General features: G+C 61.3%; 24 protein-coding genes, 1 pseudogene and 1 riboswitch. Of the genes and pseudogenes, 13 read left to right on the top strand and 12 right to left on the bottom strand.

Annotation, left to right across the window (positions count from 1 at the left end; translation table 11 throughout):
* Nucleotides 1-77: 77 nt before the first annotated feature.
* The 3 genes from FW796_RS05605 (at nt 78) to FW796_RS05595 (ending at nt 2,923) form a co-directional block, all read left to right on the top strand.
* Nucleotides 78-1,043, top strand: coding sequence for a 2-hydroxyacid dehydrogenase (locus FW796_RS05605; protein WP_446439131.1), 966 nt, complete (start codon nt 78-80; stop codon nt 1,041-1,043).
* A gap of 30 nt (nt 1,044-1,073) precedes the next feature.
* Complete coding sequence (locus FW796_RS05600; protein ID WP_404937631.1) at nt 1,074-2,072, top strand: methyltransferase; 999 nt, start codon at nt 1,074-1,076, stop codon at nt 2,070-2,072.
* Between the two features lie 51 nt (nt 2,073-2,123).
* A riboswitch (yybP-ykoY riboswitch) is annotated at nt 2,124-2,247 on the top strand.
* A 91-nt stretch (nt 2,248-2,338) separates the two neighbouring features.
* A complete protein-coding gene (locus FW796_RS05595) occupies nt 2,339-2,923 on the top strand; it encodes a TMEM165/GDT1 family protein (RefSeq protein WP_102860988.1) in 585 nt (194 codons plus the stop codon).
* An 85-nt stretch (nt 2,924-3,008) separates the two neighbouring features.
* On the opposite strand, the gene FW796_RS05590 is transcribed toward FW796_RS05595, so the two are convergent.
* On the bottom strand, nt 3,009-3,827 hold the full coding sequence (locus FW796_RS05590) for a M48 family metallopeptidase (RefSeq protein WP_346633989.1): 819 nt from the start codon (nt 3,825-3,827) through the stop codon (nt 3,009-3,011).
* Nucleotides 3,828-4,101: 274 nt separating this feature from the next.
* Between FW796_RS05590 and FW796_RS05585 the strand changes: the two are divergent.
* Nucleotides 4,102-5,388, top strand: a pseudogene (locus FW796_RS05585) (HAMP domain-containing protein); the annotation flags it as partial.
* Nucleotides 5,389-5,400: 12 nt separating this feature from the next.
* Complete coding sequence (locus tag FW796_RS05580; protein WP_371261320.1) at nt 5,401-6,243, top strand: methyl-accepting chemotaxis protein; 843 nt, start codon at nt 5,401-5,403, stop codon at nt 6,241-6,243.
* Between the two features lie 115 nt (nt 6,244-6,358).
* On the opposite strand, the gene FW796_RS05575 is transcribed toward FW796_RS05580, so the two are convergent.
* From FW796_RS05575 to FW796_RS05565, 3 genes are read right to left on the bottom strand one after another with little or no spacing between them, the layout of a single operon-like run.
* The gene (locus FW796_RS05575; protein WP_346633835.1) at nt 6,359-6,979 is read right to left on the bottom strand and encodes an SOS response-associated peptidase; all 621 of its coding nucleotides are present in this window, start codon (nt 6,977-6,979) and stop codon (nt 6,359-6,361) included.
* 35 nt (nt 6,980-7,014) lie between these two features.
* Complete coding sequence (locus FW796_RS05570) at nt 7,015-7,275, bottom strand: putative signal transducing protein (RefSeq protein ID WP_123724797.1); 261 nt, start codon at nt 7,273-7,275, stop codon at nt 7,015-7,017.
* A 16-nt stretch (nt 7,276-7,291) separates the two neighbouring features.
* Nucleotides 7,292-7,474: a CPXCG motif-containing cysteine-rich protein gene (locus FW796_RS05565; protein WP_016967048.1), complete on the bottom strand. Its 183-nt coding sequence runs from the start codon at nt 7,472-7,474 to the stop codon at nt 7,292-7,294.
* Between the two features lie 139 nt (nt 7,475-7,613).
* Here FW796_RS05565 and FW796_RS05560 point away from each other — a divergent pair, with 139 nt between their 5' ends.
* The gene (locus tag FW796_RS05560) at nt 7,614-8,780 is read left to right on the top strand and encodes a 1-acyl-sn-glycerol-3-phosphate acyltransferase (protein ID WP_346633834.1); all 1,167 of its coding nucleotides are present in this window, start codon (nt 7,614-7,616) and stop codon (nt 8,778-8,780) included.
* 66 nt (nt 8,781-8,846) lie between these two features.
* On the opposite strand, the gene FW796_RS05555 is transcribed toward FW796_RS05560, so the two are convergent.
* Nucleotides 8,847-9,134, bottom strand: coding sequence for a hypothetical protein (locus tag FW796_RS05555; protein ID WP_346633833.1), 288 nt, complete (start codon nt 9,132-9,134; stop codon nt 8,847-8,849).
* Nucleotides 9,135-9,324: 190 nt separating this feature from the next.
* Between FW796_RS05555 and FW796_RS05550 the strand changes: the two genes are divergently transcribed.
* The gene (locus FW796_RS05550) at nt 9,325-9,531 is read left to right on the top strand and encodes a hypothetical protein (RefSeq protein ID WP_159898299.1); all 207 of its coding nucleotides are present in this window, start codon (nt 9,325-9,327) and stop codon (nt 9,529-9,531) included.
* Nucleotides 9,532-9,619: 88 nt separating this feature from the next.
* Here FW796_RS05550 and FW796_RS05545 read toward each other — a convergent pair whose 3' ends face one another.
* Complete coding sequence (locus FW796_RS05545) at nt 9,620-10,204, bottom strand: YajG family lipoprotein (protein ID WP_317069912.1); 585 nt, start codon at nt 10,202-10,204, stop codon at nt 9,620-9,622.
* Nucleotides 10,205-10,412: 208 nt separating this feature from the next.
* Between FW796_RS05545 and FW796_RS05540 the strand changes: the two genes are divergently transcribed.
* Nucleotides 10,413-10,646, top strand: a complete 234-nt coding sequence (locus tag FW796_RS05540) for a hypothetical protein (protein ID WP_346633832.1) — start codon at nt 10,413-10,415, stop codon at nt 10,644-10,646.
* A 739-nt stretch (nt 10,647-11,385) separates the two neighbouring features.
* Nucleotides 11,386-12,897, top strand: coding sequence for a malate dehydrogenase (quinone) (gene mqo, locus FW796_RS05535; protein WP_123724802.1), 1,512 nt, complete (start codon nt 11,386-11,388; stop codon nt 12,895-12,897).
* A 67-nt stretch (nt 12,898-12,964) separates the two neighbouring features.
* Here mqo and FW796_RS05530 read toward each other — a convergent pair whose 3' ends face one another.
* The 4 genes from FW796_RS05530 to FW796_RS05515 form a co-directional block, all read right to left on the bottom strand.
* A complete protein-coding gene (locus FW796_RS05530; RefSeq protein ID WP_346633831.1) occupies nt 12,965-13,252 on the bottom strand; it encodes a PA4642 family protein in 288 nt (95 codons plus the stop codon).
* A 63-nt stretch (nt 13,253-13,315) separates the two neighbouring features.
* Nucleotides 13,316-13,801, bottom strand: a complete 486-nt coding sequence (locus tag FW796_RS05525; RefSeq protein ID WP_102860276.1) for a hypothetical protein — start codon at nt 13,799-13,801, stop codon at nt 13,316-13,318.
* Nucleotides 13,802-13,913: 112 nt separating this feature from the next.
* A complete protein-coding gene (locus FW796_RS05520; protein ID WP_446439130.1) occupies nt 13,914-14,387 on the bottom strand; it encodes a WbuC family cupin fold metalloprotein in 474 nt (157 codons plus the stop codon).
* Between the two features lie 3 nt (nt 14,388-14,390).
* Nucleotides 14,391-14,948, bottom strand: coding sequence for a hypoxanthine-guanine phosphoribosyltransferase (locus FW796_RS05515; RefSeq protein ID WP_042941423.1), 558 nt, complete (start codon nt 14,946-14,948; stop codon nt 14,391-14,393).
* A 165-nt stretch (nt 14,949-15,113) separates the two neighbouring features.
* Between FW796_RS05515 and upp the strand changes: the two genes are divergently transcribed.
* Together upp and FW796_RS05505 are read left to right on the top strand one after the other, a co-directional pair.
* Nucleotides 15,114-15,752, top strand: a complete 639-nt coding sequence (gene upp / locus FW796_RS05510) for a uracil phosphoribosyltransferase (protein ID WP_346633829.1) — start codon at nt 15,114-15,116, stop codon at nt 15,750-15,752.
* A gap of 2 nt (nt 15,753-15,754) precedes the next feature.
* The gene (locus FW796_RS05505; protein ID WP_016965962.1) at nt 15,755-17,029 is read left to right on the top strand and encodes a uracil-xanthine permease family protein; all 1,275 of its coding nucleotides are present in this window, start codon (nt 15,755-15,757) and stop codon (nt 17,027-17,029) included.
* 55 nt (nt 17,030-17,084) lie between these two features.
* On the opposite strand, the gene hemH is transcribed toward FW796_RS05505, so the two are convergent.
* The gene (gene hemH / locus FW796_RS05500) at nt 17,085-18,110 is read right to left on the bottom strand and encodes a ferrochelatase (RefSeq protein ID WP_346633828.1); all 1,026 of its coding nucleotides are present in this window, start codon (nt 18,108-18,110) and stop codon (nt 17,085-17,087) included.
* Between the two features lie 13 nt (nt 18,111-18,123).
* Nucleotides 18,124-19,026 carry a TIGR01777 family oxidoreductase gene (locus FW796_RS05495; RefSeq protein ID WP_446439129.1) on the bottom strand — a complete coding sequence of 301 codons (903 nt, stop codon included), beginning with the start codon at nt 19,024-19,026 and terminating at the stop codon, nt 18,124-18,126.
* Between the two features lie 194 nt (nt 19,027-19,220).
* On the opposite strand from FW796_RS05495, the gene FW796_RS05490 reads away from it, so the two are divergent.
* Both FW796_RS05490 and FW796_RS05485 read left to right on the top strand, forming a co-directional pair.
* Nucleotides 19,221-20,207: an NAD(P)/FAD-dependent oxidoreductase gene (locus FW796_RS05490; protein ID WP_346633826.1), complete on the top strand. Its 987-nt coding sequence runs from the start codon at nt 19,221-19,223 to the stop codon at nt 20,205-20,207.
* On the top strand, nt 20,204-20,419 hold the full coding sequence (locus tag FW796_RS05485) for a TIGR02450 family Trp-rich protein (RefSeq protein ID WP_346633825.1): 216 nt from the start codon (nt 20,204-20,206) through the stop codon (nt 20,417-20,419). The genes FW796_RS05490 and FW796_RS05485 overlap by 4 nt, the downstream gene beginning before the upstream one ends.
* Nucleotides 20,420-20,430: the final 11 nt, after the last annotated feature.

The raw sequence follows: 20,430 nt of genomic DNA, 5'->3' as shown, positions 1-20,430 counted from the left end.
CCTGTGTATGTCTAATTATTTCATCTGTTAGGCTCGGGAGATTACGCCTTAGATCCCTCGTGCAAAAGGTACAGTTCATGATCAACAATCGCCGCGCCGTCTTCCTCGATCACAGCTCACTGGACCTGGGTGACCTGGATCTGAGTGCGCTGCATGACTGCTTCAGCCCCCTGCAAGTGCATGCCCACACCCCCGCGGACCAAGTGATCGAACGCCTGCAGGGGGCTCAAGTCGCCATCAGTAACAAGGTGGCCCTGAGCGCCGAAACACTGGCGGCCTGCCCTGATCTGCAACTGATCCTGGTGGCCGCCACCGGCACCAACAATGTCGATCTGGCCGCTGCCCGTGGGCAAGGCATCAGCGTCAGCAACTGCCAGGGTTATGGCACCCCATCGGTGGCCCAGCACACCTTGATGCTGCTGCTCAATCTTGCCACTCGGGTTGCCGACTACCAAAAAGCCGTGGCTGCCGGCCGCTGGCAGCAGGCCCAGCAGTTCTGCCTGCTGGACTACCCCATCATCGAACTGGCGGGCAAGACTCTGGGCCTGCTGGGCAATGGCGAACTGGGCAGCGCCGTGGCGCGCCTGGCCGAAGCCTTTGGCATGCGCGTGGTATTGGGGCAGATCCCTGGACGACCGGCCCGACCCGACCGCCTGCCCCTGGAGGAACTGTTGCCCCAGGTGGATGCCCTGACACTGCACTGCCCGCTCAACGAACACACCCGGCACTTTATCGGCGCCCGGGAGCTGGCCCTGCTCAAGCCCGGCGCCCTGATCGTCAATACCGCCCGTGGCGGCCTGATCGACGAACAGGCCCTGGCCGATGCGCTGCGCAGTGGTCATCTGGGGGGCGCAGCCACCGACGTCCTGAGCGTCGAGCCGCCGGCCAACGGCAATCCACTGCTGGCCAGCGATATCCCGCGCCTGATCGTCACGCCGCACAATGCCTGGGGCAGCCGCGAAGCTCGCCAGCGAATCGTCGGGCAACTGACGGAAAATGCCCAAGCCTTCTTCAGTGGCGCCCCACTGCGGGTCGTGAGTTGATAAACTTCGCCACTTTTTTCGGGGGCGACCATGGACACACGCAGTGAAGTACTGTTACGCCAGGCTCAATTGTTTCAAGGCTCACTGCTGCTGGCCGGCCTAACCGCGGATGACCTGCTGGGTCGCCTGCCCAACGCCCGAGGCTGGAGCTGGCACGCCGGCGATCAGGCAGCCCTGGAGGCACGCTTTCCAGGCCGCAGCCACTTTGGCGTAGCAGCACCGGCAGAATCCTTCGACAGCGCCGTGCTGTTCCTGCCCAAGTCCAAGGACCTCACCGACTACCTGCTCAACGCCCTGGCCTCACGCCTGGCCGGACGCGAGCTATATCTGGTGGGCGAGAAACGCAGCGGCGTGGAGAGCGCCGCCAAGCAACTCAACCCTTTCGGCAAGCCGCGCAAGTTAGACAGTGCTCGACACTGTCAGCTATGGCAGGTGACGGTGGCCAACGCCCCCACGCCGGTAGCGCTGGAGAGCCTGGCCCAGGAGTACGAGCTGCCCCTGGCCGAAGGTCCATTGAAAGTCGTCAGCCTGCCCGGCGTATTCAGCCATGGGCGCCTGGACCGCGGCACCGCGCTGTTGCTGGAGCATCTGGATCACTTGCCCGCCGGCCACCTGCTGGACTTCGGCTGTGGCGCCGGGGTACTGGGAGCCACAGTGAAACGCCGCTACCCGGACAACAGCGTGACCCTGCTCGATGTGGACGCCTTCGCCGCCGCCAGCAGTCGCCTGACCCTGGCCGCCAACGGTCTTGAAGCCGAGGTTCTGACCGGCGACGGCATTGATGCCGCGCCCATGGGATTGAACTGCATCCTGACCAATCCCCCCTTCCATACCGGGGTCCACACCGACTACCAGGCCACGGAAAACCTGCTGCGAAAAGCAGCAAAACACCTGCAAAAAGGTGGCGAACTGCGAGTAGTTGCCAACAGTTTCCTGCGCTATCAGCCACTGATCGAAGAGCACCTTGGACCTTGCGCGATCAAGGCCGAAGGTCAGGGCTTTCGGATTTATCGAGCCAAGCGCGGCTGACATTCTTTTTCGCAAACAAGGCTTGCCGAATGGATTTTGCCTAGGCAGAATCCGCTCCGTCCTAGGGGAGTAGTCTCCCACGAGCGCCACGCTCGTCCGGCATGCGTCAACATACTTGGTCCTCAGACCATGGCGCATGCGACCCAAGAGTCCGCACAGACGGACCGCAGGGTTTGACAAGACCTATGACACGCACACCTTACCCGGGGCGGGAAGGCTGTACGTGTCATAGCCGTGTCGACCCGCCCCTTAGGAAAACCCTGATGATGCTGGATTCTCTCCTCGTTCCCACCGCAATCGTTGCCTTGGCCGAAATCGGCGACAAGACGCAACTGCTCGCCCTGATTCTGGCCGCCCGCTTTCGCAAACCCTGGCCCATCATCGCCGGTATCGTCGCCGCGACCCTGGCCAACCATGCGGCCGCCGGCGCGGTAGGTGCCTGGTTCGGCAGCTTCTTCTCCGACGCAACCCTGCACTGGATTCTTGCCGCCAGCTTCACCGCCACGGCCCTGTGGACCCTGGTTCCGGACAAGATGGATGACGATGAGGCCACTACCGCCCGCAAGTTCGGGCCCTTCCTCACGACCCTGATCGCGTTCTTCCTGGCTGAAATCGGCGACAAGACCCAGGTCGCTACGGTCATGCTGGCGGCGCAATATCCGGATCTGTGGCTGGTGATCATCGGCACCACCCTGGGCATGCTGATTGCCAACGTACCGGTGGTTCTGGCGGGTAACTTCGCTGCGGACAAGCTGCCCCTGACCCTGATTCGTCGACTGGCGGCGACGGCCTTCTTCATCCTCGCCGTGGTGGCGGTGTACAAGGCCATGCAGATCAGTGGCTGGCTGTAAATGAAATCGCCGGCAAACCGACTCCCACACAACCTGTAGGAGCCGGCTTGCCGGCGAAAGCCTCAGCGAAAATGAGGCGAAGGGATCAGGACTTCTTGGCCTGCTCATACAGCGGCATCACCTTCGGAATCGCCGCCTGCAAAGACGCGATACGGCTGGTGGAAGCCGGGTGAGTACTCATGAACTCGGGCGGCGCAGAACCACCGGCAGCCTGACCCATCTTGTTCCACAAGCTGATGGCCGCGTTCGGGTTGTAACCGGCGCGGGCGGCCAGCTCCAGACCAATCAGGTCCGCTTCGTTTTCGTTCTCGCGGCTGTTGGGCAGAGTCATCAGCAGGCTCACCCCATTGTCACCCAGGGCAACCGTTTCCTGGGAAACCCCGAACAGGGTAGCGATCTGCTTGCCTGCACCGACCGCGTACTGCTTGGACATCGCCTCACGACCATGCTCACGCAGGGCGTGTGCAATCTCGTGGCCCATTACCGCAGCAATTTCATCGTCGGTCAGTTTCAGTTTTTCGATCAGACCGGAGTAGAAAATGATCTTGCCGCCAGGACCGCAGTTGGCGTTGAGTTCGTCGCTCTTGATCAGGTTGACTTCCCACTTCCACTGCGCGCAGTCGGGGCGGAAGGTCGGCGCCTGGGCGATCAGGCGGTTGGCGATGACCTGCAGGCGCTTGGCGTTGGCACTGGTCTTGTCCAGCACGCCCTGGCTGCTGGCCTCTCCCAGGGTCTCCTGGTAGGACTGGGCATAGGACTGATTGACCTCGGCACTGGACACCATGCTGAACATGGATTGCTTGCGATCCACACCCACCACGCCACCGCTGGTGGTGTTGACCGTTTCACAGCCGGTCAGCAAAACAGCGGCGCTCAATGCACATACGAGTAACGACTTCTTCATCATGAAACCTCCCTGAAAACATGGCGCGTATCCTAAGGGCGGAACTGTGTCCGCGCCAGATGCAAAACACGCATTCAGTCGCAATTCAGATACATCCAGACCCTGACAAAAAAACTTCACATACCGCCCAAGGCCTCCAACCGCCTGCAACACGTCCCCGCCAATCACGACCTCTACCCATCTGAAACAGGCATTTCGCCTCTCAAGGCTAATGACCGGTGAGGCTGCGGCCGATACAGCACGGCAGACCTAAATTCCTGCGCCCGGAGCCTCTATGAAGTTCAAGTCGATCCAGTTTTCCGTCGCCGCCCTGGCCGGTGCCATTGTCCTCAGCGTGGTTGCAGCCCTGGTGCTGTACGCCCTGTTCTCCGGCGCCAGGACCCAGCAAATGGTGCAAGAGCGGACCCAGGCCCAATTCGAGCAAGTCATCGAACAGCGCCTGAGCGGCCTGGCGCAGACTCAGGTCAGCCAGATCCAACGGGAACTGGAAGCGCCACTGCTGATTGCCGGCGGCCTGGTGCGGGTCAATGCCCTGATGGGCACCCAGGACTCCCAAAGCCATGCCGGACTCAGCCTCACCCGTGAACAGCTGATCGCCCTGATCAAGGAAAACGTTACCCAGAATCCGAAGATCCTCGGCGCCTACATCGGCTGGGAGCCTGGCGCCATCGACCACAATGACGCGGCCTACGTCGGCACCTCGGTGGTGGGCATCGACGCCGCCAACGGGCGCTTCCTGCCCTGGTGGTTCCGCAACGAAGACGGCAGCCTGGGCCTGGACAAGCTGGCCGACGTCAACGACCGGACCCTACTCTCCACCGGCGTGCGCACCAGCGAGTACTACCTGTGCTCCCAGGACAGCCTCAAGTCCTGCGTCATCGACCCCGCCCCGTACAAGGTCGGCGACAAGGTGGTGATGCTCGCCTCCTTTATTCAGCCCATCCTGCTCAACGGCAAATTCCAGGGCATCGTCGGCGCCGACCTGTCGGTGAACTTCATCCAGGACATGCTGGTCGCTGCCAATCAGAAGCTCTACAGCGGCGCCGGAGAAATGGCCCTGATCGGTGGCAATGGCCGTCTGGTGGCGTACACCAAGGATTCAAGCAAGTTCGGCGAGAAGGTCAGCGATGTTCTGCGCCAAGACACCGTGGCCAGACTGTCCAACCTCAAGCGCGGCGAAGTGACCTACAACGTCGACCAGGCCAACGGCCAGATTGCCCTGTACCTGCCGTTCGGTATCGGCCAGACCGATGCCAACTGGACGTTGATGCTGCAACTGCCCTTGGGGGCGGTGATGGCCGATCTGGACAAACTGCAGGGCGACCTGGCTGAACAGCGCAAGGCCGACACCTTCGGCATGGCCATGGTCGGCCTGGTGATTGCCGGCCTCGGCCTGCTGGTGATCTGGTTGGTGGGGCATGGCATCGCACGTCCGCTGCGGCAAATGGTGGCCATGCTCGATGATATCGCCCAGGGCGAAGGTGATCTGACCCGGCGCCTGACCAGCGACCGAGCCGACGAGCTGGGCTCCATCGCCAAAGGCTTCAACACCTTCCTGGCCAAGCTGCAGGCAATGATCAGCCAGGTGGTGACCTCGGTGCAGAGCGTCAGCGACTCCTCGGAACACACCGCCGATATCGCCATTCGGACCAACCAGGGCGTGCATAAACAGATGGTGGAAATCGATCAGGTGGCCACCGCGGTGCATGAAATGACCGCCACCGCCCAGGACGTGGCACGCAATGCGACCCAGGCCGCGCAAGCGGCCAGCCATGCCGATCAGGCCGCCAGCCAGGGCATGCAGATCGTCCGCGACACATCCAGCGCGATTGGCGCCCTGGCCGAGGAAATCGGCCGTGCAGTCGGCGTGGTGCAGACCCTGGCCAAGGACAGCGAAAACATCAATGCCATCCTCATCGCCATTCGCGGGATTGCCGAGCAGACCAACCTGCTGGCCCTTAACGCAGCGATCGAGGCGGCAAGGGCCGGCGAACAGGGCCGCGGCTTTGCCGTGGTCGCCGACGAAGTGCGCAACCTGGCACAGAAGACCCAGCAGGCCACGGAAGAAATCCAGTCGATGATCCAGCAACTGCAGCAGGGCACCCGGGAAGTGGTGCGGGTCATGGAGGACAGCCAGCACAAGACCGACCAGAGCGTGGAGCATGCAGCCAAGGCGGCCCAAGCCCTGGAAACCATCACTCAGGCGGTGTCGGTGATCAACGACATGAACACCCAGATCGCCAGCGCCGCCGAGGAGCAGAGCGCAGTGGCCGAGGACATCAACCGCAACGTGATCAACATCGGCCAGGTGGCCAACGAAGTGGCCGGCGGCGCCGACGAATCCAGCGCCGCCAGTGCCGGGCTGACCAAGCTCGCCGAACAGCAACGGCGCCTGATCAACCAGTTCAAGGTCTAATCACGGACCTGTAGGAGCCGGCTTGCCGGCGAAAGCGATCCTGGCTTGGGCAGCAAACCAGGGGGCCTCTTCGCTGGCAAGCCAGCTCCTACAGCCAGCTCCTGCAGTTGATGCTTCAGGCGGGGGTCAGGCACTCGGGGCCGTTGAGCTTAGGGTCGTTGACCAGATTGGCCAGGACCCGCTCGCGCAAGGCGGCAGGCGGGCTGGCGAGCAAGGCTTGCAAGGCATGCAGCGGTGTCTCGGGATCGAGCCAGACTTCCTGGGCGCCAGCATCCAGGATCAACGGTCGACGCAAATTGGAAGCGGCCTGAGTCACCACGGCAGTGCTCAGCCAGACCTGTTCCTGTACCGGATAGGCCTCCCAGATCGCAGCAAAGAAGATCGACGACCCCTCGCCTGGCGTCAGCCAATAGGGGCGTTTGCGACTCCCTCCGCGCCATTCATAGAAGCCGTTGGCCGGTAGCAGGCAGCGGCGCTCACGGAATGCCTGGCGAAACATCGGCTGCTCCGCCAGGGTTTCCGCCCGGGCATGGGCCGGCGTACGCGACAGGTCTGTCAACCAGGGCGGGGTCAGGCCCCAACGAGCCCGGGCCAGAGCGCGCTGGCCGTTTTCGGCCCGCTGGATCAGCACCGAATCATTGGGCGATATATTCCACTGCGCGCGCTGATCCTCGGGAAATCCCGGCAAGGCGGCAAATGCAGGGTTCCAGCGAAACAGGGCATAACGTCCACACATGGGGCAATACAACTCTCGGCAAATCGGCGCTCAGCCTAACAGACCAGCACCCCGGCAAAACTATCCGGTTCTTCAAAGGGCAACGGCAGGGCCGCATTGTACGCAGCGATCAACTCCCGCGCCTGCTGCGCCTGATCGTTCTCCACCGTCAGCCCCAGCAGCCCGAACAACGGCAACTCCCCCGCCCCACCCAGCAGGTCGCGCCCTTGCAGGTGCGCCTCGATGCCCTCGCTCGCCAGCATGCACTGGAGCAACTCGCCTTCCATCAGATTTTCCGGCTCGTAGATGCGCTGCATAAGGACCACTCCCCACTCAGTCATTTTCACTGTGGACGTCGAGCATCCATTCCCGACCATCGGTTTGTAGCGTGAAGACAATGGGTCGGCAGCACACCGGACAGTCTTCAATATAGGTCTGGTCGCCAGCGGACAGGTCCAGTACAGCTTCCGCCTGTTCGCCACAGTAGGGGCATTGATAATGGTCGGTTTCCAGCATCGCCGTCTCCAGAGTGACTTATGCGTATAATCGCCGGTCTATTTGCAGGGCTTTTTTTGTTTGAGCTGAACTTTCAGACCATGCCCGGCTTTTTTCGATACAAACCTTTTCTTACCCTAGCCGTTTCTAACAAGAGAGCATGATGGGCGAATTCGATGCCATCCGACCTTACCACGACAGCGAAGTACCAGCGGTGCTGGCCCGGCTGCTCAGCGACAAGGCGTTTCTAGATATCCTCACCCACTTTCGCTTCCCGCGTTTTGCCCATACTTTCGGCTGGCTGCTCAAACCCCTGATCGCCCATCGCCTGCGCCGCGAATTCGCCGGAGTCACTTCGGTGGCGACCCTGCAGGACAAGGTCGAGTTTTACGTCGACCACACCATTGAACGTGCCACCGACGGCGTGACCTATACCGGCGTCGAGCAGTTCAAGTCCGGCACCGCCTATGTGTTTCTGGCCAACCATCGCGACATCGTCATGGACCCGGCCTTCGTCAACTACGCGGTATATCACGCCGGCCTGCCGACACCGCGCATCGCCATTGGCGACAACCTGCTGCAGAAGCCGTTCGTCAGTGACCTGATGCGCCTGAACAAGAGTTTCATCGTCCACCGCTCCATCAGCGGGCGCCGGGAAAAACTCGCGGCCTATCAACTGCTCTCGGCCTACATCAACCATTCGATCCGCAACGACGGCCAGTCGATCTGGATTGCCCAGGCCGAAGGCCGGGCCAAGGATGGCGACGACCGCACCGAGTCGGCGATCCTCAAGATGTTCCACATGAGCCGCAAGGATGAACCGTTCGGCGAAGTCATCCAATCGCTGAACCTGACCCCGGTGTCCATCAGCTACGAATATGACCCGTGCGATCAGGCCAAGGCCCGGGAGCTGTATATCCGCGCCACCACCGGCAGCTACACCAAGGCGCCAGGGGAGGATGACGTGAGCATCGCCAAAGGCATCACTGGCTATAAAGGCCGGGTCCACGTGAATTTTGCCGCCCCCATCAGCGAACTGTTCGAAGACACCAAGCAATTGGCCATGGAAATGGACCGGCAGATTCTCGGCGGCTATCGCCTGTTCCCGGTGCATTACCTGGCCTATGCCCAGTGGAACGATGCCGACCCGCAACTGCAGGTACCGAGCGCCGCCGAGGTCTTTGCGCCCCAGGAACTGGCCAAGGCCGAGGAAGAATGGCAGCGCCGACTGGACGCCTGCCCACCGGAGCACCGCCCTTATCTGGTGCTGCAATATGCCAATCCGGTGCGCAATCAGTACCGGGTCAAGGCAGGCCTGGCGCTGTAATCGCGGCACTGCAATGCACAACGGCGCCTGCGGGCGCCGTTGTCATGTCTACGGTTCAAGGATCGATCAGAAACGCGTACTGATCCAAGAGACCAGCAACGCCAGCCCCAGGCAGGCAAAACCGAAGCGGTAGAAGAATCGGTTCATTCGCAAAGTGGCGGGGTCCAGCATCAGCAGAGGCTGATCCACGGCCCGGCCTTCACTCTGGACTGCAAGGTTGGCCAGGGCCCGCCGTTCACGGCGACGAGTGGCGTGCAGCAGCCAACTGCCCGGGCAAGCGAACAGCAACGCCAGCAGGTTGATCAATTTGGCAGGGTGGGCGTTGAACATCGACCAGATCAGTTGCAGCGACATCATGAACCTCGAATGAAACCTGTATTCGGGCCGTCGAGTGCACCCGCGGCGCGGATTCTACTCAATCCCCGAATAAACGCGGGGGGCTTTCCGACCAATAACGAGGCGTCGATCAATTAATTTAAAACGTCATCTTTTCGTCATCTAAACAAGCCAGTCTGTTGCCCCTCGATGCCCCACGGAGCTTGTCATGCTGCACGCAGAAAACCAGGATCGCCTTTATCTGATCGCCCCTAGTGAAGAACAGCAGGCGCTGGTGGACGCCCTGGCCTTCAACGTTCAGGACCGGCACTGGCTGGTGTATTGCGCCCTGGGTGGGCATCAGCATGCGGACCTGCCGGAAACCGATCTGCTGACCGGCGTCAGCATGCTGGACTTCTACGTCGAAGCGGCCTGATCTGCGCCCATAAAAAAGCCCGGCTCGCCATCAGGCAGCCGGGCTTTGGCATTACTTGGCCAGGGCTCAGGCCCCGGCCAGGCACGGATTACTCACCGAGGATCTGGCCCACGGTCGGATCCTTGAACAGACGGGTCAAGGCATCGCTCAGTACATCGCCCACCAGCTTGGTGTTGGTGTCCTGGTTCGGTGCCATGCCGAAACGCTGGTCAAGGGACGCGCCATAGCGACCGCTGTAGCGCCGGTTGGCGTTCTGCACATCGGAACGGAAGGTGGCGCCAATGGTGGCCTCGGTCACGTACAGGCCTTCTTTGGGCGACTGGTACTTGAGCTCGGCCAGGGTCACGGTCAACTGTGGAGCATTGCTGCCGCCCGCCGTCGGGGTGAAGCCCAACAGACGCACCGCGGCTTCGGCCTGGGCCTGCAGCTTCGGCAGGATCTGCGCGCTCTGCACAGTAATGGCACTGGTTTCCGGATACAGGCCGCCACGGGTACCCAGGGTTGGCGATGGACGTCCATCAACCACTTTCACCACCACCGGCTGGCCATGGCCAACGGGGGCCAACTGGGTCGTGAGCTTCGGCTCCGGGCTCAGTTGTTGCGGGCTGTGGGCGCAACCCACCAGCGACAGGCTGGTCACAGTGATCAAACCGAACAACAGGCGTTGCAACATGCTCATCTCTCCAGGAATCAGGCACAAACAGGGCCGCAGTATAGCGGTGCATAACCGCGACGAACCAGCGTCAGGCAAGAGTTAGTCAAGTCTCAGACAGGTGCCGTACAACCAGGTTCCTGTAACCTGCCGTTCACTCGCAATACATCATGATGTAACGGCTCAAGGGCACTCTTATCGTCAATGACACACTCACAGGTGTTCGGTTATGAACTTCCTTCGCTCCCTGTTCGCCCCGCGTCAGCAGTTCCGCAGTTTTGCCCTGCTCGATGGCCAAGGCCGTTGCTGCGCCTTCAAGCACTGCCCCACAGCCCCCGTGGGTGACGGCTGGGTGGAAATCGAAGAGATTCGCCTGAACTGGTTGCACCAGGTATTGCCCGCCAGCGCCCGGATCAGCCCACGCTGCGCCCGGTCCGTGGTGCAACCGATACTGGCCACCTGACCAACAGCCTAATAAAAGTCACGAAACAGGATCATTTCTGCGCATTTCTTCGTTACAATCTCCCCCCGATTATAAGGACGTCTCCTGATCGGGCCTCGCAGTACCGCCAACGCCACTGCATTGGCACCCCGCACCGCCCACAGAGAGCCGCCCACACAGATCGAGTGAAGCTGGCGTGCTTGCTGTACCACCTTGCAAACCTCCACTTTTCGCGAATCTGCAGAGCTGCCATTGCTCGGCCACTGAAGCTGTTTGCCCGTTGTGCCCGCATGCCTTGCATGCCGGCGACACCGCTCGGGCCAGGTGCCAGGCCGAGGCAGCCCTTTTTTGAGGTTCACGTCTTCAAAAGAGCGTGAAAAAACGGGTTTTCACAACTTCACAAGAGTGTGGCGAGCAAATGAATAGTTTTGCGTCTGAACTGGCACCATTAGCCTCTACAACAGCCCAATTACACAGGACCGAGCCCTCCTCAGACACTTGCGCTTGATGCCTGTCCGCTGACGGATTTGGTTGCACGAACGGATGTATCGACCATAAGTCGAATTGCCCGAGGCTCCCCGAGATGCGTTCATATGCACCTTGAGGCCCGATTGGCAGCGTCCGCAGTAGTTGCAAAGAATTGCGAAGATTCGGACATGGCAATCCTGGCCATGGGTAACCTGGGGCATCACGTGAACCGCCCCATCACTCCTGGCAGCCATGCCGTCAATTTGGTGCTGCAGATTTTGGAGACGCGTTAATGGCGCATAACGAAGCAGTAGACGTCGTATTGGTTGGGGCCGGCATCATGAGTGCCACCCTCGCTGTACTGCTCAAAGAGCTCGACCCCGCAATCAAGCTGGAAGTCGTCGAGCTGATGGATTCGGGTGCCGCGGAGAGTTCCAACCCGTGGAACAACGCCGGCACCGGCCACGCAGGTCTCTGTGAGCTGAACTACACGCCACAGGCCGCCGATGGCAGCGTTGATATCAAGAAAGCCGTGCACATCAACACCCAGTTCGAGGTGTCGAAGCAGTTCTGGTCCTACTTGACCAAGCAAGGCACGTTCGGCTCGTCCAAGTCATTCATCAGCCCAGTGCCGCACCTGAGCTTCGTGCAGGGCGACAAGGGTGTGTCCTTCCTCAAGAAGCGTTTTGAAGTGCTGAGCCAGCACCATGCCTTCGCGGACATGGAATACACCGAAGACAAGGCCAAGATGGCCGAGTGGATGCCGCTGATGATGCCGGGCCGCCCGGCAGACGAAACCATCGCCGCGACCCGGGTGATCAACGGCACCGACGTCAACTTCGGCGCCTTGACCAACCAGTTGCTCAAGCACCTGACCAGCGCCCCCGATGCCCAGGTCAAGTACTGCAAGCGCGTGACCGGCCTCAAGCGCAACAAGGACAACGGTTGGACCGTGAGCATCAAGGACGTCAACAGCGGCAACAGCCGTGAAGTCGACGCAAAGTTCGTGTTCCTCGGTGCGGGTGGCGCGGCCCTGCCGCTGCTGCAGGCTTCAGGCATTGAAGAAAGCAAAGGCTTCGGCGGCTTCCCGGTGAGCGGCCAGTGGCTGCGTTGCGACAACCCGGAAGTGGTCAAGCAGCACCAGGCCAAGGTCTACAGCCAGGCCGCCGTGGGTTCGCCACCAATGTCCGTGCCGCACCTGGACACCCGCGTGGTCGATGGCAAGAAGTCCCTGCTGTTCGGACCTTATGCCGGCTTCACCACCAAGTTCCTCAAACATGGCTCGTTCCTGGACCTGCCGATGTCGGTACGCGCCGGCAACATCGGGCCGATGCTGGCCGTGGCCCGGGACAACATGGACCTGACCAAGTACCTGGTCAGCGAAGTCATGCAGTCCATGGAGCAGCGCCTGGAATCCCTGCGTCGCTTCTACCCGGAGGCCAAGGCCGAAGACTGGCGCCTGGAAGTGGCCGGCCAACGGGTGCAGATCATCAAGAAGGACCCGAAGAAAGGCGGCATCCTGCAGTTCGGTACCGAGCTGGTGGCGGCCAAGGACGGCTCTCTGGCCGCCCTGCTCGGCGCTTCGCCGGGTGCTTCGGTGACCGTTTCGATCATGCTGGAACTGATCGAGCGCTGCTTCCCGGCCAAGGCCAATGGCGAATGGGCTGCAAAGCTCAAGGAAATTTTCCCGGCGCGGGAAAAGGTCCTGGAAACCGACGCGGCGCTCTACCACAAGATCAACAGCGAAAATAACCTGAGCCTGGAGCTGGTCGAGCCAAGCAAGGAAACCGAAAGCTGCGCCTGATCTGACGCCCATAAAAAACGCCCCGGCCTGCAAAGGACGGGGCGTTTTTTTATGCCTTTTGAGCGGTTCAGCCGCGGGCGTTGTCCATCAGTTCGATGTAGTCGGCGGCGTTACGCTGATCCTTGATCAGGTCGACGAAGGTCTGGCCGTGCTCATCCTTGCCGTCCAGATCCAGACCGGCTGCAACGAAGAAGGTCAGGAAGCGCTCAAAGTCGTCGATACGCAGGCCACGATAGGCCTTGATCAGTTTGTGCAGGGACGGCGAAGTGGCGTCGACCGGCTCGAAATCGAGGAACAACTTGATCTGCTCATCGCCGATCTCGTCACCAATCACTTGTTTCTTATCTTTACGCATCGCCGACTCCAGCTCGCAGACATTTCACGGGGCGGGCAGTTTACCCTCAGCCCGCCTCAGGCCTCAACGCGGACGCACGCTGCCGGTGTGCAAGTCAGCCCAGATATGGCCATTGGCATAACTGAGGAACTGGCAATACACAGTGTCGTTACGCAACAGGTCCATCACCGCCCGGTACTGGGCCAGGGGGTAATACAAGGTCAGGGTTCTGGACTTGGCATCGTACTGGGGCTTTTTCAGGCTTTTGCTTTCACCATCGAAATTCACCAGCACCTGGCTGATGGTGGCGCCCTTGTTCAGCGGCTTGCCCTTGAGTCGCACCCATACCGGCGATGTCACCGGAATCGGCTGCTGATTGGATTGGCGCTGGCTGCCGATCACCACGGAATACTCGGTGACCTGCAACAGCTGCTGCTGTTCAGGGACCGAGTCGCGCAGAGTCAGGTCGTCAGGCGGCAGAAATTGCCCATGCAGGGGCGCCGGGGCGGCTGCCAGGGGTAGGCTCAAGCTCAGAAGAAGGGCCGCGCTAGTGCGAATCAACAGGCTCATGACAGGCTCCAATCAAGGGCTGAGCACTCTAGCACGGGTTTTTACCGCAAATCCTGCGCCGCAGTCTGAGGCGACTGCCCCAGGCTGCGGATGCGACAAGCGGGGCACACCATCAGTCGAATTGCGCGCGCATCCAGGCCTGGTATTGCGCCACACCGGGTTCGCCTTCCCGAGGGGCCCAACTGGCCTGCTCGCCCTCGCCCACCGGACGGTAAGGCCCGGCCTTGCACTCGAACATCAGGCTGTCGGGCTCAAGCACCACCAGACCATGGAAGACCCCGGCCGGCAGATCAACACCGATGCAGTCACCACCGGCCTGCAAGACCCGTTTGCCCTGGACCTGGCCCGCTTCATCGAAAATCAGCACGCCAAGCCGCCCCTTGAGCACCAGCAGGGTCTCGGCCTTGTCGGCACTCAGGTGCCGGTGCGGCGGAACGTAGGTGCAAGGTTGCAGCGCCACTGCCATGCGATGGCAGGGCTCTTCCATGGCATGGAAGTTGTGATGCTGACGACCACGGGGATTGGCCGAGGCCTTCTCAGCCAGGTCGCTGAACAACGCTTGATCGAGAAAGCTCGGCCCGGACATGTCTTACATCCCCTTCACGGCGTAAATGCCGGCTGCGTTGCGCCAGTAGCCTTTGTAATCCATGCCGTAGCCGAAGACGTAACGGTCGACGCAAGGCAGGCCCATGTAGTCGGCCTTCAGGTCCGGACGGGCCTTGCGATCGTGTTCCTTGTCGATCAGCACCGCGGTGTGTACTGCACGGGCACCGGCGTGCTTGCAGAAGTCGATGATGGCGCCCAGGGTGTGACCTTCATCAAGAATGTCGTCGATGATCAGCACGTCGCGATCAATAAAGGAGACTTCCGGCTTGGACTTCCAGAACAGCTCGCCGCCGCTGGTTTCGTTGCGATAACGAGTGGCGTGCAGGTAGGAGGCTTCCAGGGGGAACTGCAGGTGGGTCAGCAGTTTGCCGGCGAAGATCAGGCCGCCGTTCATGACGCAGAACACCACCGGATTGCGCTCAGCCAGTTCTTCAGTGATTTGTGCACCGACACGGGCGATGGCCGCCTCGACTTCAGCTTCGGTGTACAGGCAGTCAGCCTCGCGCATGATTTGACGGATATGCTCGAGATCAGCGGACATGGCGCTCTCCAAGGGGGTGGCAGTTTCGGAAAAGCGGGCAAAGGTACGCATCCGGCCCGATCAGATCAAGCGTTTCTGGACTAACGTACTTTATGTCTATAGGACAACAACCCCGGATAGATTAATCTAGGCCGTTTTTTTTGCCCGCCGCCGGAGCCTTTCCCTATGCCCATCCGTGAGATCCGCCATCCGCTGATCCGACACAAACTTGGCCTTATGCGCCGCGCAGACATTAGCACGAAGAACTTTCGCGAGCTCGCTCAGGAAGTCGGTGCCCTGCTGACGTACGAAGCCACCAAAGACCTGCCCCTGGAAAGCTACGAGATTCCAGGCTGGTGCGGCCCTGTCCAGGTCGAGAAAATCGCCGGCAAGAAGATTACCGTAGTACCGATCCTGCGCGCCGGTATCGGCATGCTCGAAGGCGTGCTGAGCCTGATCCCGGGCGCCAAGGTCAGCGCCGTGGGCGTGGCCCGCAACGAAGAAACCCTGCAGGCCCACACCTACCTGGAAAAACTGGTTCCGGAGATCGACGAACGTCTGGCGATGATCATCGACCCGATGCTGGCCACCGGCAGCTCCATGGTCGCCACCATCGACCTGCTGAAAAAAGCCGGCTGCCGGGATATCCGCGCCATGGTCCTGGTGGCCGCCCCGGAAGGCATCGCCGCCGTGGAAAAGGCCCACCCGGACGTGACCATCTACACCGCATCCATCGATCAGAAGCTCAACGAGCATGGCTACATCATTCCAGGTCTGGGTGATGCCGGTGACAAGATCTTCGGCACCAAGCAGAAGGACTCCTGATCATGCAGGACGAGTTCAACGATCCGCTCTGGCGCCAGGTATTGTCTGGCGCGCAGATGCTCTTCGTGGCCTTTGGCGCCCTGGTGTTGATGCCGCTGATTACCGGTCTTGACCCGAACGTGGCGCTGTTCACGGCGGGTCTCGGGACTCTGTTGTTCCAGGTAGTGACCGGACGCCAGGTGCCGGTCTTCCTGGCGTCGAGCTTTGCCTTCATCACCCCGATCATTCTCGCCAAGGGCCAGTTCGGCCTCGCGGCGACCATGGGCGGGGTGATGGCGGCAGGCTTCGTCTACACCTTTCTGGGGCTGGCGGTGAAGATCAAGGGCACCGGTTTCATCGACCGTCTGCTGCCACCCGTGGTCATCGGCCCGGTGATCATCTCCATCGGCCTGGCCATGGCCCCGATCGCCGCCAACATGGCCATGGGCAAGGCTGGCGATGGCAGCGAGCTGATTCATTACCAGACGGCGATGATGATCTCGATGCCGGCGCTGCTCACCACGCTGATTGTCGCGGTGTTCGGCAAAGGCATCTTCCGTCTCGTACCGATCATTTCCGGGGTGCTGGTGGGCTTTGCCCTGTCCTTCTACTTCGGCGTGGTGGACACCGCGAAGATCGCCGCCGCTCCCTGGCTGGCACTGCCGCATTTCACTGCTCCGGAGTTCAACTGGCAGGCGATCCTGTTCATCGTCCCGGTCGCCCTGGCTCCGGCCATCGAACACATCGGCGGTGTGATTGCCGTCGGCAGCGTCACCGGTCGCGACTACCTGAAGAAACCCGGCCTGCATCGCACCCTGTTCGGTGACGGCATCGCCACCACCGCTGCCGGCCTGTTCGGCGGCCCGCCCAACACCACCTATGCCGAAGTCACTGGTGCGGTGATGCTGACCAAGAACTACAACCCGAAAATCATGACCTGGGCGGCGGTCTTCGCCATCACCCTGGCCTTTATCGGCAAGTTCGGCGCGCTGCTGCAAAGCATCCCGGTACCCGTGATGGGCGGGATTCTCTGCCTGCTGTTCGGTTCGATTGCAGCGGTAGGCATGAACACCCTGATCCGTCACAAGATCGATCTGGGGGAAGCCCGCAACCTGGTGATCGTTTCGGTGACTCTGGTGTTCGGCATCGGTGGCGTGCTGGTGGGAACCGGTACCGGTCCGGACGACTTCGGCCTCAAGGGCATTGCCCTGTGCGCCATCGTCGCCATTGTGCTGAACCTGGTGCTGCCGGGTAACGACGGCTGGAAGAACAAGAAGGCCGACGAGCCTCTGATCTGAAGACGCGTTCGCCGGCAAGTCTGCTCCGTAGGAGCCGGCTTGCCGGCGAAGCTGTTTACAACGCCAACGGCGCCCTGGCGCACAAGGTGTTCAAGGCCTGAGCCCATTGCGGGTCGTCATTCAGGCACGGGATCAACACCAGATCCTCCCCTCCGGCTTCGCGGAACTGCTCAAGACCGCGATCACCAATTTCCTCCAGGGTCTCGATGCAATCGGCGACAAATGCCGGGCACATCACCATGACCTTCTTCACCCCCTGCTTGGCCAATTCATCAAGCCGCGCCTCGGTGTAAGGCTCGATCCATTTGGCCCGTCCCAAACGCGACTGGAACGACACAGACCATGTGCCATCCGCCAACCCCAGGTACGCGGCCAGGGCCGACGCCGTCCGCATGCACTGGGCGCGATAACAGGTGGCCAATACCGCCGCAGATGCATTGCGGCAGCAATCGGCGTCCTTGAAGCAATGCTGGCCGGTAGGGTCCAGCTTGGTCAGGTGACGCTCCGGCAGGCCGTGAAAGCTGAGCAGCAGGTGATCATGTTCCTGGGCCAGGTACGGTTTGGCACTGGCCGCCAGGGCCTCGATGTACTCCGGCTGATCGTAGAAGGGTTGCAACACGCTGAACTGCACATCCAGCTTGCGCTCGCGCACCACGCGCTTGGCCTCTTCGATCACCGTAGTCACGGTACTGTCGGCGAACTGTGGATAGAGCGGTGCCAGGGTGATTTTCTTCTGTCCCTGGGCCACCAGCTTGAGCAGCGCCGACTCGATCGAAGGCTCGCCGTAACGCATCGCCAACTCCACCGGGCCCTGCTTCCACTGCTCGCTCATCACCTGTTGCAGCCGGCGGCTGAGCACCACCAGCGGCGAACCCTCCTCCCACCAGATCGACGCATAGGCGTGAGCGGACTGCTCAGGGCGCTTGATCAGGATCAGCGACACCAGCAAGCGCCGCACCGGCCAGGGCAGGTCGATGACATAGGGGTCCATGAGGAATTGGTTGAGGTAGCTGCGCACATCCGCCACCGAGGTGGAGGCCGGCGAACCGAGATTGACCAGGAGCAACGCGTGATCGGTCATGCAACGTCCTATTTCAAAGGCGGCTGGACACATCGTCCAGGGCCGCGGACAAATCAGTGAACTGGAAAGTGAATCCTGCCTCCAGCAACCGCGCGGGAACGGCACGCTGGCCACCCAGCAAGAGCAACGACAACTCACCCAGCGCCAGGCGCAAGACAAAAGCCGGCAGCGGTATCAGCGCCGGCCGGCGCAGCACGCGCCCCAGGCTCTTGGCGAATTCGCGGTTGCGCACCGGCTTCGGCGCGCAGGCATTATAAGGACCACGTGCCTCATCCTGATGCACAAGAAAATCAATCAGAGCGATTTGGTCGTCGATATGAATCCACGGCATCCACTGACGACCGTTGCCAATCGGCCCGCCCAGCCCCAGCTTGAACGGCAGCAGCAGGCGCGACAAAAAGCCGCCCTCGGCCGCCAGCACCAAACCAGTGCGCACCAGCACCACACGCACGCCCATGGCTTCGGCACGTTGGGCAGTTTCTTCCCAGGCAATGCACAACTGGCTGGCAAAGTCCTCGTTGACCGGAGGCGAATCCTCGCTCAGCTCCCGCTCGCCACCGTCGCCGTACCAACCCACTGCCGAACCAGAGACCAGTACCCGTGGCTTTTGCTCGCGACTTTCAAGCCAGGCCAGCAGGGTTTCGGTGAGGGTGATACGACTGTTCCACAGCAGCGCCTTGCGCTTGTGGGTCCAGGGTCGACCGGCAATCGGTGCTCCGGCCAGATTGATCACCGCGTCCAACGGCGTCTGGTCCAGCTCTTGCAAAGTCTTGATGGCCCGTACCTGGGGACCGCACAGGGCGGCAACTTTTTCGGGTTGGCGAGTCCATACACTTAGCTGGTGACCCTGGGCCTGCCAATGACGACACAGTGCACGCCCGATCAAACCAGTACCGCCGGTCAGCAATATATGCATGACATCTTCCTCACGTGGCGTTTTACCCGAATCACTAGTCTATTTTTATAAGCAGGGATCTTTTCAAGCGGACAGGCTGTTATCTAACGATAGACAACCTGCCCAACCGATGACGCCGAAAGCTATACCAAAAAACAATATTGTACAGGTTTTAGTAGCGGCGTAATCTGTACAGAATGGTAAACGAGGCCCCTATGACAGTACCCATCGCAATCATTGGTACCGGCATCGCCGGACTCTCCGCCGCCCAGGCACTTCGAGATGCCGGGCACAGCGTCCAACTCTTCGACAAAAGCCGCGGCAGTGGTGGGCGTATGTCGAGCAAACGCAGCGATGCCGGCAGCCTGGACCTGGGGGCCCAGTATTTTACCGCCCGCGACCGCCGTTTCGTGACCGAAGTCCAGCGCTGGCAAGCCAAGGGCTGGGTCGCCGAATGGGCGCCGCAACTCTACAACTCCCACGGCGGACAACTCAGTCCTTCTCCCGATGAACAGACTCGCTGGGTCGGCACGCCGCGCATGAGCGCCATCACTCGCGCCCTGATCGGCGACCTGGAAGTGCACTTTGCCTGCCGCATCACGGAAGTCTTCCGCGGCGAACAACACTGGCACCTGCAGGACGCCGAAGGCTTTACCCATGGTCCCTTCAGCCACGTTGTGATCGCCACTCCGGCGCCCCAGGCCACGGCCCTGCTGGCAGCCGCGCCGAAGCTCGCCGGAGTCGCCGCCGGGGTGAAAATGGACCCGACCTGGGCGGTCGCCCTGGCCTTCGATACGCCTCTGGAAACCCCCATGGAGGGTTGCTTCGTCCAGGACAGCCCACTGGACTGGCTGGCCCGCAACCGCAGCAAACCCGGACGCGACAGCCATCTCGACACCTGGATTCTGCATGCCACCAGTGCCTGGAGCCGGCAACACATTGACCTCAGCAAAGAGGCCGTGACCGAGCAACTGCACGGCGCCTTCGCCGAATTGCTGCACAGCGTCATGCCTGCCCCGACCTTCAGCCTGGCCCATCGCTGGCTCTACGCCCGACCGGCAACCAGCCATGAATGGGGCGCGCTGGCCGACGCCGACCTGGGGCTGTACGTATGTGGTGACTGGTGCCTGTCCGGTCGGGTCGAAGGCGCTTGGCTCAGTGGCCAGGAAGCCGCACGCCGTTTGCACGAGAGCCTGCAGTGAATCGACTCAACCCGCGCAAACTGCTGCTGTCGAAATGGACAGCAGCCCACCCGCAACACCGCGAGAAACACTTCCTGGTCACCGAGCTTTTCTGCGACGAAGAAGGCACCGTGCTGGACATCGAACTGCAAGCCGTACTCACCCGACGCAGCCAGCGCCTGAATTGGCAAACCCTGCTCAACGACAGCGACTGGCGAATGGGCTGGCAGTAACCCGACAACCT

This window comes from Pseudomonas sp. 910_21 (assembly GCF_052850735.1).
The sequence above is the reverse complement of the archived record's forward strand: the minus strand, read 5'-3'. Positions and strand labels throughout refer to the sequence as shown.

Coding starts and splice junctions, on each gene's coding strand:
- FW796_RS05550 (WP_159898299.1), top strand. CDS start 9,325: ATGCTGCACGCAGAAAACCAGGATCGCCTTTATCTGATCGCCCCTAGT.
- FW796_RS05495 (WP_446439129.1), bottom strand. CDS start 19,026: ATGCATATATTGCTGACCGGCGGTACTGGTTTGATCGGGCGTGCACTG.
- FW796_RS05575 (WP_346633835.1), bottom strand. CDS start 6,979: ATGTGTGGACGTTATGCCCTGTTTCGCTGGAACCCTGCATTTGCCGCC.
- upp (WP_346633829.1), top strand. CDS start 15,114: ATGCCCATCCGTGAGATCCGCCATCCGCTGATCCGACACAAACTTGGC.
- FW796_RS05490 (WP_346633826.1), top strand. CDS start 19,221: ATGACAGTACCCATCGCAATCATTGGTACCGGCATCGCCGGACTCTCC.
- FW796_RS05515 (WP_042941423.1), bottom strand. CDS start 14,948: ATGTCCGCTGATCTCGAGCATATCCGTCAAATCATGCGCGAGGCTGAC.
- FW796_RS05560 (WP_346633834.1), top strand. CDS start 7,614: ATGATGGGCGAATTCGATGCCATCCGACCTTACCACGACAGCGAAGTA.
- hemH (WP_346633828.1), bottom strand. CDS start 18,110: ATGACCGATCACGCGTTGCTCCTGGTCAATCTCGGTTCGCCGGCCTCC.
- FW796_RS05570 (WP_123724797.1), bottom strand. CDS start 7,275: ATGCAGCGCATCTACGAGCCGGAAAATCTGATGGAAGGCGAGTTGCTC.
- FW796_RS05540 (WP_346633832.1), top strand. CDS start 10,413: ATGAACTTCCTTCGCTCCCTGTTCGCCCCGCGTCAGCAGTTCCGCAGT.
- FW796_RS05565 (WP_016967048.1), bottom strand. CDS start 7,474: ATGCTGGAAACCGACCATTATCAATGCCCCTACTGTGGCGAACAGGCG.
- FW796_RS05555 (WP_346633833.1), bottom strand. CDS start 9,134: ATGTCGCTGCAACTGATCTGGTCGATGTTCAACGCCCACCCTGCCAAA.
- FW796_RS05600 (WP_404937631.1), top strand. CDS start 1,074: ATGGACACACGCAGTGAAGTACTGTTACGCCAGGCTCAATTGTTTCAA.
- FW796_RS05595 (WP_102860988.1), top strand. CDS start 2,339: ATGCTGGATTCTCTCCTCGTTCCCACCGCAATCGTTGCCTTGGCCGAA.
- FW796_RS05525 (WP_102860276.1), bottom strand. CDS start 13,801: ATGAGCCTGTTGATTCGCACTAGCGCGGCCCTTCTTCTGAGCTTGAGC.
- FW796_RS05580 (WP_371261320.1), top strand. CDS start 5,401: ATGATCAGCCAGGTGGTGACCTCGGTGCAGAGCGTCAGCGACTCCTCG.
- FW796_RS05530 (WP_346633831.1), bottom strand. CDS start 13,252: ATGCGTAAAGATAAGAAACAAGTGATTGGTGACGAGATCGGCGATGAG.
- FW796_RS05505 (WP_016965962.1), top strand. CDS start 15,755: ATGCAGGACGAGTTCAACGATCCGCTCTGGCGCCAGGTATTGTCTGGC.
- FW796_RS05545 (WP_317069912.1), bottom strand. CDS start 10,204: ATGTTGCAACGCCTGTTGTTCGGTTTGATCACTGTGACCAGCCTGTCG.
- mqo (WP_123724802.1), top strand. CDS start 11,386: ATGGCGCATAACGAAGCAGTAGACGTCGTATTGGTTGGGGCCGGCATC.
- FW796_RS05590 (WP_346633989.1), bottom strand. CDS start 3,827: ATGAAGAAGTCGTTACTCGTATGTGCATTGAGCGCCGCTGTTTTGCTG.
- FW796_RS05520 (WP_446439130.1), bottom strand. CDS start 14,387: ATGTCCGGGCCGAGCTTTCTCGATCAAGCGTTGTTCAGCGACCTGGCT.
- FW796_RS05605 (WP_446439131.1), top strand. CDS start 78: ATGATCAACAATCGCCGCGCCGTCTTCCTCGATCACAGCTCACTGGAC.